Here is a 12,661-nt window from a genome sequence, read left to right as displayed (position 1 = left end):
CCATGGCCACGGTCGGGGGAGCCGGCGGACAGATTAAGCCCTGCGACATCCTCGTCGTCCATGGCTGCGTGCTGACCATGGACGGGCGGCGCACCATCCTCGCTGACGGTGCGATCGCGATTGAGGGGAGCCGCATCGCCGCCGTGGGCCCGACGCGGGAGATCGAGCCGGGCTGGAAGCCCCGCCAGCGGATCGACGCTCAAGGCGGGATCGTCCATCCGGGCTTCATCGACGGCCACTACCACGCCGGGCTGCATTTGAGCCGCGGCTCCATCACCGACAATCCCAACCCGTCGCCCGAGGCCGGCTCCGGTCCAGGCGTCTTCGTCCGCTGGATCAACGCGCTCACGGAAGAGGACGAATATGCGAGCGCTCTGATGGCGGCCTGCGAGCTCGTGCGCAACGGCTTTACCGGCTTCGTCGACGCGGCGACGAGTTTTTGGCCCGACCTCGTGGCCGAAGCGGCGAGTTCGGTCGGCATACGCTCATCCGTCACCGACTGCATGCTGTGGGACATCGTCGGCGGCGAGCCGATGGCGGCGGAGATTCCGCGGGCCCCGTGCGACGGCGCCCGTGCCCGGCGGGGGCTGGGCGGTCAGCTCAAGCGCAATCGCGATCCCGACGCGCTGGCGCGCGGCCACGTGGCGCTCTACGGCGTCGGCAGCGCGACGGACGAGCTTTTGCGCGAAGCCAAGCGCCTGGCGGACAGCGAAGGCGCCGTCTATCACCAGCACCAGAACCTGATGGTCGCCGACGCCGACTACGATCGCAAGCGCTTCGGCAAGCCGGCAATGGTCCACTTCGCCGAGGCGGGGCTGATCGGGACGAACAGCGTCTTCACCCACATGAACATCCTGGAGGAGGCGGAGATCGAGGCGGTGGCGCAAAGCGGCATGGCACTCGTCTGGCACCCCGGCAACTTCATGTACTATGCCATTTCGCAGACCGGCCGCAGCGCGTTTCCCGCGCTCCACCGCCGCGGCACGGCCATCGCTTTCGGTACCGATGTGGCCAAGGCCTGGGCCTTTGGCGACCTGGGCTTCATCGCCTACCTCGTCAGCCGCGAATGGGGCGAGTATCTGCCTTCGGAAGCGATTCTCGAAATGTTCACGCTCGGCGGCGCACGCGCCATCGGGCTCGAGGAGGAGGTGGGCAGCATCGAGCCCGGCAAGAAGGCCGATATCGTCGTGCGCAGCAATGCGCTTCCCGACGCGCAGCCCAATGTCGATCTCGTGCGCCAGCTGGTGCTCGTTTCGCGCACCAAGGGCGTGGACACGGTGCTGTGCAACGGGGAGATCGTCGTGCGGGGCGGGCGGCTCGTCCGGCTCGACGAGGGCGAGATCTATGCGCGGGCCCGGCGCTCGGCCGCGAGCACCGCCGCCCGCGCCGGAACGAAACCGAGGAGTGTTTGGCCGGTAATCACGTGAACTTGTCCCGGGCGCCTGGCTGCCGGAAGAGATGGTCTGATGACGAATGTGCGGTTCACCCACGTCACCAAAGCCTACGGCCCCGTCCGGGCCATAGATGACGTTTCGATTTCGGTGAAATCCGGCGAATTCACGACAGTGCTGGGGCCGAGCGGCTCGGGGAAGACCACCATGCTGTCGTTGATCGCCGGCATCACGCGACCAACCTCCGGGCGGATCGATCTGGGCGACAGGGAGATCACCTTCGTGCCGGCCGCCGAGCGCAACATCGGCCTCGTCTTCCAGAGCTATGCTCTCTTCCCGCACATGTCGATCTTCGACAACGTCGCTTTTCCGCTCCGCGTCCGCGGGATGGGGGCGGCGGAGCTTTCCCGGCGGGTCGGCGAAGCGCTCAGGCTCGTGAGGCTGGAGGGGCTGAGGCAACGCAAGCCCCACCAGCTTTCCGGCGGCCAGCAGCAGCGCGTGGCACTGGCGCGTGCCATCGTCTTCGAGCCTGCCATCCTTCTTCTTGACGAGCCGCTCGCCGCGCTGGACCGCAAGCTGCGGGAAGAGGTGCGGCTGGAGATCCGCGAGCTCCAGCGCAAGCTCGGCATCACCACCATCATGGTCACCCACGACCAGGAGGAGGCGCTGTCGCTGTCGGACCAGGTGGTGCTGCTCTCCAAGGGCCGCGTCGAGCAGGTGGGCGCGCCTGACGAGATCTATCACCGTCCCAGCACGCGCTTTGCCGCCGATTTTTTGGGCATGGCGAACTTCATCGAGGGCAGCTATCACGACGGGCACATCGTCTCGCCCGACGGCGAACGCTTCCCCTGCGCGCCGACCGACATTGCACATGGCGCGCGCGTATGCGGCCTCCTTCGCCCGGAGGATATCCGTGCCGGGGGCGAAGGCGGGCACCTCGCCGGCATCGTGCGGGACGTGGTCTTCCTGGGCGAGACCGTACGCTACCTGATCGAACTCAAGAGCGGGCGGCGGCTCACCGCCAATGTCGCGGGCGCTCGCGGCCGGCATGTCGCCGGCGCCGGCGTCTCCCTCTCCTGGGATCCCAAGCGGGTGTGGATCCTGCCCGATAACTCAGACCGCATACCCGCGGATGGAAATGCCGCCGTGACAGAGCGGCGGACGGAAAAAGTCTCTGTCGTTGGACGATGAAGGGTGCTGAAAATGAAAAAATATCTGGGGAACTTCGCGCTTCTTTGCACCGTCTCGCTGCTGGCCATGCCGGTTCAAGCGCAGGAGGTGAAAGAACTTCATGTCATGCATTCAGGCGGCGAGTATGGCGACGCTCTGCACAAATGCGTGGAAGAGCAACTGCTCAAGGAGGCGGGTATCAAGGTCGTCGCTGAAACGCCGGGCGGCTTTGCCAAGATGCAGGCGCAGGCCACGTCCGGCGTGATAACCAATGCCACGACCGACGGGTCGACGGGCGATCTCTATCGCCTGATCGCCGCTGATCTTCTCGAGCCGATCGACTGGGCGAAGCTCAACCCGCAGCCCATGTTCGATGAAGCCAAGCACGAATACGGCTTCGGCGCTCAATACTATTCGACCATCATGGCCTGGCGCTCCGACGTGCCGGCGCCGCGGAACTTTGTCGATTTCTTCGACACCGAAAAGTTTCCCGGTCGCCGGGTGCTCCCCGACTATCCCGAGTTCGTGCTTGCTTTCGCTGCGATGGGTGATGGCGTGACGCCGGAGGAGGTGAGCAAGGGGTTGGACCTCGACCGCGCGTTCAAGACGCTGGAGCGGGTAAAGGACAACACCATCTGGTGGCAGTCCGGCGCGCAGCCGGCACAACTGCTCAAGGACCAGGAAGCGCAATACGCCATCGCCTGGTCGGGGCGCGTGGCCGACCAGGAAGGTGTGTCCTACACCTTCAACCAGGGTATGCTCGACATCTCCTGGTGGATGGTGGCCAAGGGCATCAGCGACGAGCAGCGCGACATGCTCTACCGCTGGATACAGGCGCAATCGGTGCCTGAGAATCAGAAATGCCTCGTCGAGATGATCCCCTATCCCGGAGCGAGCCCGGATCTCGAAAAGATGGTGCCGGAAGAGCTGGCGAAGACGTTCCCGACCTACAGCGAGAACAAGAAAGTCCAGTGGCTGATCAACGGCAAATGGTGGCACGACAACGCCGCCGAGGTCGAGCGCCGCTGGAACGAGTTCAAGCTGTTGCAGTGACGCTTCCCGGCTCATACGAGAGCGGACCGGTTGCTTCGCAAACAGTGGCGGCGGCGCATGATGTGGCGGCGGAAGCGACCGCCGTCCCCGCGCGTCGCCGTGCCAGCCTGCGTCAGTGGGAGCTCTTCTTCCTCCTGCTGCCGATGCTTCTGCTCATCGTCCTGATCTTCGACCTGCCGATCTTGAACACCGCCTACTGGAGCATCAGCGATCCGAAGACCGGCGCGCTCACGCTCGGCCACTTCAGGGATTTCCTCGAGGCCACCGCCTATCTGCGCATCATCTGGCGGACCTTTTTCCTGTCGCTGGAGGTGACGGCGGCCACGATCCTGCTCGGCTATCCGCTCGCCTACTGGGCGACGAAGCTTCCCCCGCGTTGGCGGATCGTCGTGCTTGGCCTGGTGGTGACGACCTTCTGGGTTTCGATCCTCGTCAGAACCTATGCCTGGATCGTCATCCTCGGCAGCGCCGGTCTCATAAACCGCTTGCTCATGTGGGCGGGTGTCGTCTCGCGGCCGATCGAGTTCCTCTACAACGAGTTCGGCATCCTCGTCGGCATGACGAATGTGCTCCTCCCCTTCCTGGTGCTGCCGCTGTTTGCGGCCATGATGCGCGTGGACATGCGTCTCCTCCAGGTGGCCGAAACGCTGGGGGCGAGCCGGTTCAGGATTTTCTGGCAGGTCTTCTTTCCCTTGACGCTGCCGACGCTCGCCGCTTCGGCGATCCTCGTCTTCATCCTGAGCCTCGGCTTCTACATCACCCCTGCGGTGCTCGGGGGCGGGCGCGTGCCACTGGTGGCCAACATGATGGATCTTCTGATCAACCGCTTCGCCCGCTGGGAAATCGCGGCCGTCGTCTCTGTGGTCCTCATGGTTGTCACGCTCTCGCTCTATGCCGTCTATCAGTGGCTCCGCGAGAAGAACGCATGACCGCGCGGCGCTTCCTCTCCGACCTGTCGCTCACGGTCTGCGGGCTCGCGGTGCTGGTCTTCCTGCTCCTGCCGGTGCTGGTCGTGGCGCCGATGTCCTTTTCCGATGCCAAGTCGCTCGAATTCCCGCCGCCCGGCTTCTCGCTGCGCTGGTACCAGAGCCTGTTCGGCAGCGACATCTGGGTGGAGGCGGGCATAAACTCGCTGGTGCTTGCCACGATATCAAGCACCATCGCGCTGGTCTGCGGCACGCTTGCCGCCTATGTGCTCACCCGTGGCGCGTTTTGCGGCCGGCGGTTGCTTGAGGCCAATTTCATGGCGCCGATGATCGTGCCCGCCATCATCACCGCAGTAGCGCTCTACATAGCCTTTGCGCGGCTTGGCATCCTCGGCACATTCCACGGACTCGTGCTCGGCCATACCATCCTGGCGGTTCCTTATGTCGTGCTCATCATGCAGGCGGCCATCCGAGGCTTCGACATCCGCATCGAGCAGGTGGCGGCGACGCTGGGCGCCTCCCGGCTTACCATCCTCGCGCGCGTCGTTCTGCCCAATCTCTGGCCGAGCGCGGCAGCCGCCTGGATTTTTGCATTCGTGCTGAGCTTCGACGAGGTGGTGGTGACGCTGTTCATCTCCGGCGCGCACCTGACGATCCCCAAGCGCATGTTTGCCGAACTCATCATTCAGGTGAACCCGACCATCACCGCAGTCGCCACGCTTCTCATCGCCTTCAATCTGCTGGCGCTCGCGGTGCTGCTCCTTGTCTCCCGCCGTGGCCGGCTGTTCGAAAGAGGCTATTGATGATCGCACCCGGCGACATCATTGCCGAATGGGATTTTCCGGTCGAGCACGGCAAGCTGCGAGAATTCGCGCGGGCCGTGCGGCATCCGGAGTCCGAACCATTCTCAGTCCCGCCCACCTTCACCATGGTGCCATCGGCGCGTTTGGTCGCAAGGCTCGTGACGGAGGTTCTGGGGCTCGATCGCGCCCGGACGGTGCACGGCGAGCAAGCTTATGAATATTTCGCACCGATCCGCCCCGGCGATCTCCTGCGTTGCAGTGCGCGGATGCTTTCGGACGACGTGAAGGAGGGGCGGCGCGGCGGGCGCATGCGCATCGTCAGGGTCGAGTTCGAATACCGCTCGGCAGCCATGGGCAAGCTCCTCTGCCGCGAAGTCATGACCTCGATCGAGAAAGGGGAGGGAAGCTTGTGACCTTCTCTCCACCCGAGCCGATCACCTATGACCCGCTGACGCGGACGGATTTCGTGCGCTATGCCGGAGCCTCTGGCGACTTCAATCCGCTGCACCACGACCTTGAATTCGCCAAGGCCGCCGGACTACCCGACGTGATGGGGCACGGCATGCTTTCGGCGGGACTTCTTGCCTCCGCGGTCGTGCGATGGTTCGGCCCGGATGTGATGCGGTGCTTTGCGGTTCGCTTTCTAAGTCCGGTCTGGCCGGACGATGTGCTGACGGCGCGCTGCGAGATCGCTGCGGAACGTGACGGCGAGAATGGCAAGCGGCTGGCGGACCTTGTTCTGAGCCTCTCGCGGAGTGTTGACGATGTGGTCGTGACCGGCACCGCCTGTGTCACCATCAACATGGAAGGAAAACGGCGATGACCGTCATGGTGCGAGGGCCACGTGCGGAAGACCGCGACGCCTTTCTCGCCATGTGGGAGGATTTCGTGGCGCTTGCGCCGTCGGAGCCCGGCAATCATGCGATGGGCCCGCTCAACTGGGAGCGCATCATGGAGACCGAGCATGCGCTCCAATGCCTGCTCGCCGCCGATGCAGATGACCGGCCGCGGGCCTTCGTCCTCTTCCTTGCCTTCCCGTTCACCTGGAGCCGCGGCGACGTCTGCTATCTCCAGGACATCTATGTGTGCCCCGAGGCCCGCGGGCGCGGCATGGCCCAGGCGCTGATCGCGCGTGTCGCGGAGATCGGACGGGCGAGGGGATGGTTCAAGATATTCTGGATGACCCAGTCCGACAATTTCGCCGCGCAGCGCCTCTACGACAAGGTCGCCGAGCGCAAGGACTACATCCGCTACGATCTCAATCTGCGCGCGCCGTGACATTCGTCGCGGAAATGAACGATGCGCCGGCGAGGAGAAGCGCGAGATTTCTCGCCGCATGCATGTGTGAAACGATTGCGTCTTCGGCGGCTCTGAAGGATTTGACAGGTATGTAGAATTGAATATGATGCCAATATCAGTTTTTCGACGGAAACGATGCGCCGGCAAATGAATGCTCCGTCTGCTTCCGACTGGGAGGCGAGCGCTCTCCGCGCCGTCGCGCTCAAGACCGTCTTCCATACGCAGGACGGGACAATCCACGCGGTCAACGGGGTGAGCTTCCATGTGGGGGAGGGTGAGCTTCTCGCCGTGGTCGGCGAGAGCGGCTCCGGCAAGAGCGTGGCCATGATGTCGCTCGTCAGGCTGCTTCCCATGCCGCCGGCGGCCGTTACGGGCGAGGTGTTCTTCCAGGGCAGGGATTTGATGACGCTCGACGCGGAGGAGTTGCGCCGGGTGCGCGGCGCACGCATCGGCTTTGTCTTCCAGGATCCGATGACCTCGCTCAACCCGGTCTTCACGGTTGGCTATCAGCTGATGGAGCCGTTGCGCAGGCATCTGGGCATGAGCCGCAGGCGAGCGCGCGAGCGTGCAGTCGAGCTTCTGGAACTCGTCGGCATTCCCTCGGCGGCCGATCGGCTCGACGACTATCCGCATGTCTTTTCCGGCGGCATGCGCCAGCGCGTGGGGATTGCCATGGCGCTGGCGTGCGAGCCGCGGGTTCTGATCGCCGACGAGCCGACGACGGCACTCGACGTGACGGTGCAGGCGCAGATACTGGAACTCGTGCGCGACCTGCGCGGCAGGCTCGGCATGGCGATCATCTGGGTGACGCACGATCTTGGCGTGGCCGCGGGTATCGCTGATCGCATCATGGTCATGTATGGCGGCCAAGTCGTCGAGCAGGCGGCCACGGCCGATCTGTTCGAGGCTCCGCGTCATCCCTATACGCGCGCGCTGCTCGACACGCTGCCCGGTCGCCATGTGCCCGGCGAGCGGCTGCGGGCGATCGGCGGGCAGCCGCCGCTGATGCTCCAGGAGCCGGTTTCCTGCCCGTTTGCGCAGCGCTGCCCGCAAGTCTTCGATCGGTGCCTGGTGGCGAACCCGCCGCTTGTGCAGGCGGCGCCCGGCCATGACGTCGCCTGCTGGCGCGAACTCCCCGTGGCTGAGGTGCATCATGGGCACTGAAGTGCTGCTCCCGCGCGAGGGTCAGCCGGCCGCCGTCGCGCCCCCTCTGGTCGAGGTCGAGGGGCTGACCATGCATTTCCCCGTGTACAAAGGCCTGCTGCGGCGGCGGGTGGGCGCGGTGCGCACCGTCGATGGTCTCACCTTCGAGATTAGGCGCGGCGAGACGCTGGCGCTCGTGGGTGAAAGCGGCTGCGGGAAATCGACCGCCGGGCGCACGATCCTGCGGCTTTACCGGCCGACGGCAGGGCGCATCCGCTTCGCCGGCCGCGACATCGCCACGCTCGAGGGCGAGAGCCTGCGCACGCTGCGCCCGAAGATGCAGATGATCTTCCAGGATCCTCAGGCTTCCCTGAACCCGCGCATGACCGCCGGCGCCATCGTGGCCGAGCCGCTTGTCGAACATTGTTCCTTCACGCCGGCGCAGCGCCGGGAACGCGTGCGCGCGCTGCTCGATGCGGTGGGGCTCAATCCCGACTTCGCGAGCCGCTATCCGCACGAATTCTCCGGCGGCCAGCGCCAGCGTATCGGCATTGCCCGCGCGCTTGCGCTCGACCCCGATTTCGTCGTCTGCGACGAGCCGATCGCCGCCCTCGACGTTTCGATCCAGGCGCAGGTGGTGAACCTGCTCATGGATCTGCAGGCAAAGCTCGGCCTGACCTATCTGTTCATCAGCCACGACCTGTCGATGGTCCGTCATATCGCCAGCCGCGTGGCGGTAATGTACCTGGGCAAGATGGTCGAGCTCGCCGGTGTGCGGGAGCTTTTCGAAAGTCCGAAGCATCCCTACACGCAGGCGCTGCTTTCCGCAGTGCCGGCTCCCGATCCGAAGATCGAGGCCTCGCGCCAGCGCATCATTCTGAAGGGCGAGATACCGAGCCCCCTCTCTCCGCCTTCCGGCTGCCGTTTCCGCACGCGCTGCCCGCAGGCCGTGGACCTCTGCGCGCGCGTGGAACCGGAGCGGCGGGTGCTGCCGGGTGGACGCAGCGTCGCCTGCCACTTTGCGCAATGAGAAGGGCATCGCAGACGCAGCCGCCGCGGCTGAGTGCTTACCAAGGATAATCAAAAGAGGGGAAGACAAGATGAAAAGACTGATAGCCATACTGGCACAAGCAGCGACGATCGCCGTGGTCAGCGCGGGCGCAGCTCATGCCGACCGCGGCAGCGACGGCCACCTGAACATTCTCTACTGGCAGGCAGTGTCGATCCTGAACCCGTTCCTGTCGGGCGGGAACAAGGATGTGCACGGCGCCTCGCTCGTCATCGAGCCGCTGGCCAGCTATGACGAGGCGGGCAATATCGTCCCGGCGCTGGCCGCCGAAATACCGACGCCCGCCAACGGAGGCGTCGCCAAGGATCTCAAATCCATCACTTGGAAAATAAAGCCGGACCTCAAATGGTCGGACGGCACGCCGTTTACCGCCCATGACGTCGTCTTCACGGCACAATACTGCATGCATCCCGACGGCGGCTGTCAGCAGGCGGCAAAGTTCACCGACGTCGAGAAGGTGGAGGCCGTCGACGACCTTACCGTGAAGGTCACTTTCTCGGTGACGAAGCCGTTCCCCTACGGTCCCTTTGTCGGCTCTGAATCGCCCATCATCCAGAAGGCGCAGTTCCAAGGCTGCCTGGGTCCGAAGGCGCCCGAATGCACCGAGCAGAACTTCCACCCGATCGGAACCGGCCCCTTCGCGGTGACCGAATTCCGGGCGAACGACGTCGTCTCTCTCAAGGCAAACCCGCAGTACCGCGACCCCGCGAAGCCCGCCTTTGCGACGGTCACGCTGAAGGGGGGCGGCGACGCAGCGTCGGCCGCACGCGCTGTGCTGGAGACCGGCGAGTTCGACTATGCTTGGAGCCTGCTCGTGGAGCCGGAAATCCTGGAGCAGATGGTGGCGGCGGGCCGCGGCACGCTCGCCACCGCGTTCGGTCCTTCGGTGGAATATATCGAGGTGAACCTGAGTGATCCCTCGCCGGCCAAAGGTGCCCTGCGATCCACCCGCGAGGGCGGCCCGCATCCCTTCCTCACCGATCCGGCGGTGCGCCGCGCCCTTTCGATGGCGATCGACCGCGAGGCGATCGTCGAGGTCGGCTACGGCCCTGCCGGCAAGCCTACGTGCAATCTCCTCTCCGCCCCGGAGATCTATGCGTCCACCGCCAATGACTGGTGCCTGAAGCAGGACATCGACGGCGCCAACAGGCTGCTCGACGAGGCGGGCTGGGTGCGCGGCAGCGACGGCGTGCGCGCAAAGGATGGAGTGCGTCTCTCGCTTCTCTACCAGACCGCCACCAACTCCGTCCGCCAGGGCACACAGGCGCTGGTGAAGGACATGTGGAGCCAGATCGGGATGGAGACGGAACTGCGCAATGTCGACGCGGCCGTGTTCTTCGGCGGCGATCCGGGAAGCCCTGACACGGCGCACAAATTCTATGCCGACGTGCAGATGTACACGAACAATTTTCCGGGCACTGATCCGGAACGGTACCTCTCCTACTGGCACTGCGACGAGATACCCACCCCCGCCAACAACTGGCTGGGCAACAACATGCAGCGCTTCTGCAGCGACGAGTACGATGCGCTGGTGGCGGAGATGGCCCAGACCGCCGACCTGGCGGCGCGGGCGGAAACCGCCAAGCGCATGAATGACGTGCTGGTGGGGCAGGGGATCATTATTCCGCTGGTCCATCGCGGCAGCATGTCGGCGCATTCGCTCACGCTCGAAGGCGTGCGCATGAACGCCTGGGATTCCGAACTGTGGAACGCGGCCGACTGGACGCGTAGGAAATAGCGGGACGCCGGACAAATGACCCGCATCGAGGCGATGCGGGCCATTTGTCCGGCCGCGTGAGAGTGCTGAACGCTTTGGGGACGGGGACCGCCGGATGTTGAACTATACGTTGCGGCGGCTGGCGTTTGCCGTGCCGACCCTTCTCGTCATCAGCTTCATCATCTTCGCGCTGCTCGACCTCGCGCCGAACGACCCGACCGGCAATCTGCCGCTCACCATCCCGCCGGAAGTGCGCGAGGAGATTCGTCGCTCGCTCGGTCTCGGCGAGCCCTTCCCTATCCGCTATCTGAAATGGCTGCAGCACTTCATGGTCAACGAGCCGCTCAACCTCGTCGAGCGCATCCTCGGGATGGAGATCGGCAACTCCGCCGAAAGGCTGCGGGTCCGCTCCTGGGTCACCCGCAGCCCCGTCGTCGATCTGGTGGTCGAGCGCCTGCCGCAGACGCTGCTGGTGGTGGGCATGGGCTATGTGGCGGGCATCCTGATCGCGCTGCCGATCGGCGTCGTCTCGGCCTACCGCCAGTATTCCTGGTTCGACCAGATCGGCACCTTCGTCTCCATGGTCGGCTTCTCGGTACCCACCTTCTTCACCGGCGTGCTGCTGATCGTCATCTTCTCCGTCCATCTCGGCTGGTTCCCGTCCATCTACGACACAATGCACCAGGTGACCGACCTGCCGAGCTTCTGGGTACAGGTGCGCCAGATGGTGCTGCCGGTTGCCGTCCTCGGGCTCTACAACGCGGCCCAGCTCAGCCGGTTCGTGCGCGCCTCCATGCTCGACAATCTCGGCCAGGACTATGTGCGCACGGCCCGCGCCAAGGGGATGCGGGAGCGCGTCGTCCTGTTCATCCACGTGCTGCGCAACAGCCTTGTCCCTGTCGTGACGGTGATCGCGCTGGGCATCCCCACCGTCTTCTCCGGCGCGATCATCACCGAACAGATCTTCCGCGTGAACGGGCTCGGCCAACTCCTGATCACCGCCATCCAGGGCGCCGACATCCCGCTTGTGCAGACGCTCACCTTTATCTTCGCGGTGCTCATCGTGTTCTTCAACCTGATCGCCGACCTCCTGTACGGCATGCTGGATCCGAGGATCCGCTATGAGTGAGGCGACCGAGGCATATCCGACGGCCGCCGCGGATCCGGCAAAGGCCGAACGCGGGCAGCGGAGCCTCTGGGGCGACGTCTGGCGCCAGTTCCGCCGCCATCGCGGCGGGATGGCGGGCGCGATCCTCTTCCTCGCCATCGTGCTCGCCGTGTTTGTCGGCCCGTCCCTGCACGATGTGGACTCGCAGGCGCTGAACGTGCGCGAGAAGAACCAGGGCGTTTCGCTCCTCCACCCCATGGGCACCGACAATCTCGGCAGGGACATGCTGGCGCGAATCCTGGCCGGCGGCCGCATATCGCTTGCAGTGGGGGTGACGGCCATGCTGCTGTCGCTCTTCGTCGGCTCGGTCGTGGGCGTGCTCGCAGGCTTCGTGCGCTGGCTCGAAGGTCCTCTTCTGCGGCTCACGGACCTTTTCCTGGCGCTGCCGCTGCTGCCGCTACTTCTCGTCGCGATCATGCTCTTCCGCGATACGCTGCGCGCCATGCTCGGGCCGGAGACCGGGATCTTTCTCCTGATCGTCTTCGTCATCGGAATCACCAGCTGGATGCAGACGGCGCGCGTCGTCCGCGGCGCGGTTCTGTCGGTCAAGGAGCAGGACTTCGTGCTGGCCGCCCGCGCCATCGGCACGCGCGAGCGGCGCATCGTGACGCGCCACATCCTGCCCAACGTTCTGTCGCCGATCATGGTGTCGGCCACGCTCGGCATCGCCACGGCAATCATCACGGAATCCGCGCTTTCCTTCCTGGGGCTTGGCTTTCCGTCGGATTTCCCGACCTGGGGTCGGCTCCTCTATGACGGCGTGAACTACGTCCAGATCAATCCTTCGCGGGTCATCTGGCCGGGCCTGGCGATCTCGCTCACCGTGCTGTCGATCAACTATGTCGGCGATGCGCTGCGCGATGCGCTCGACCCGCGCCTCCGCGGGGACTGAATCCATGCACAAAACGTCACAACCAGGGAC

General features: G+C 65.0%; 13 protein-coding genes. All 13 read left to right on the top strand.

The window, feature by feature from the left end; genetic code table 11:
* The first annotated feature begins 2 nt into the window (after positions 1 to 2).
* The 13 genes from AC5JDC_RS26720 (at position 3) to AC5JDC_RS26660 (ending at position 12,631) form a co-directional block, all read left to right on the top strand.
* A complete protein-coding gene (locus AC5JDC_RS26720; protein WP_495846202.1) occupies positions 3 to 1,427 on the top strand; it encodes an amidohydrolase family protein in 1,425 nt (474 codons plus the stop codon).
* A 39-nt stretch (positions 1,428 to 1,466) separates the two neighbouring features.
* A complete protein-coding gene (locus AC5JDC_RS26715; RefSeq protein ID WP_495846200.1) occupies positions 1,467 to 2,582 on the top strand; it encodes an ABC transporter ATP-binding protein in 1,116 nt (371 codons plus the stop codon).
* Positions 2,583 to 2,594: 12 nt separating this feature from the next.
* Positions 2,595 to 3,614 carry an extracellular solute-binding protein gene (locus AC5JDC_RS26710; protein ID WP_495846198.1) on the top strand — a complete coding sequence of 340 codons (1,020 nt, stop codon included), beginning with the start codon at positions 2,595 to 2,597 and terminating at the stop codon, positions 3,612 to 3,614.
* Positions 3,533 to 4,543, top strand: coding sequence for an ABC transporter permease (locus tag AC5JDC_RS26705; protein ID WP_495846196.1), 1,011 nt, complete (start codon positions 3,533 to 3,535; stop codon positions 4,541 to 4,543). The genes AC5JDC_RS26710 and AC5JDC_RS26705 overlap by 82 nt, the downstream gene beginning before the upstream one ends.
* Positions 4,540 to 5,343, top strand: a complete 804-nt coding sequence (locus AC5JDC_RS26700; RefSeq protein ID WP_495846194.1) for an ABC transporter permease — start codon at positions 4,540 to 4,542, stop codon at positions 5,341 to 5,343. Before AC5JDC_RS26705 ends, AC5JDC_RS26700 begins: the two co-directional genes overlap by 4 nt.
* Positions 5,343 to 5,756 carry an FAS1-like dehydratase domain-containing protein gene (locus tag AC5JDC_RS26695; RefSeq protein ID WP_495846192.1) on the top strand — a complete coding sequence of 138 codons (414 nt, stop codon included), beginning with the start codon at positions 5,343 to 5,345 and terminating at the stop codon, positions 5,754 to 5,756. Before AC5JDC_RS26700 ends, AC5JDC_RS26695 begins: the two co-directional genes overlap by 1 nt.
* Entirely contained in the window at positions 5,753 to 6,166 is a 414-nt protein-coding gene (locus AC5JDC_RS26690; RefSeq protein ID WP_495846190.1) for a MaoC/PaaZ C-terminal domain-containing protein, read from the top strand. Before AC5JDC_RS26695 ends, AC5JDC_RS26690 begins: the two co-directional genes overlap by 4 nt.
* A complete protein-coding gene (locus tag AC5JDC_RS26685) occupies positions 6,163 to 6,621 on the top strand; it encodes a GNAT family N-acetyltransferase (RefSeq protein WP_495846188.1) in 459 nt (152 codons plus the stop codon). Before AC5JDC_RS26690 ends, AC5JDC_RS26685 begins: the two co-directional genes overlap by 4 nt.
* A 168-nt stretch (positions 6,622 to 6,789) precedes the next feature.
* On the top strand, positions 6,790 to 7,806 hold the full coding sequence (locus AC5JDC_RS26680; protein ID WP_495846186.1) for an ABC transporter ATP-binding protein: 1,017 nt from the start codon (positions 6,790 to 6,792) through the stop codon (positions 7,804 to 7,806).
* Entirely contained in the window at positions 7,796 to 8,815 is a 1,020-nt protein-coding gene (locus AC5JDC_RS26675; RefSeq protein ID WP_495846413.1) for an ABC transporter ATP-binding protein, read from the top strand. The genes AC5JDC_RS26680 and AC5JDC_RS26675 overlap by 11 nt, the downstream gene beginning before the upstream one ends.
* 70 nt (positions 8,816 to 8,885) lie before the next feature.
* On the top strand, positions 8,886 to 10,592 hold the full coding sequence (locus tag AC5JDC_RS26670) for a peptide ABC transporter substrate-binding protein (RefSeq protein ID WP_495846411.1): 1,707 nt from the start codon (positions 8,886 to 8,888) through the stop codon (positions 10,590 to 10,592).
* Positions 10,593 to 10,686: 94 nt separating this feature from the next.
* A complete protein-coding gene (locus tag AC5JDC_RS26665) occupies positions 10,687 to 11,700 on the top strand; it encodes an ABC transporter permease (RefSeq protein WP_495846184.1) in 1,014 nt (337 codons plus the stop codon).
* Positions 11,693 to 12,631, top strand: a complete 939-nt coding sequence (locus tag AC5JDC_RS26660) for an ABC transporter permease (RefSeq protein WP_495846182.1) — start codon at positions 11,693 to 11,695, stop codon at positions 12,629 to 12,631. The genes AC5JDC_RS26665 and AC5JDC_RS26660 overlap by 8 nt, the downstream gene beginning before the upstream one ends.
* Positions 12,632 to 12,661: the final 30 nt, after the last annotated feature.

The organism is Kumtagia sp. (genome assembly GCF_059502445.1).
Note: the sequence above shows the minus strand (reverse complement) of the source record. Positions and strands in the feature narration are given on the sequence as shown.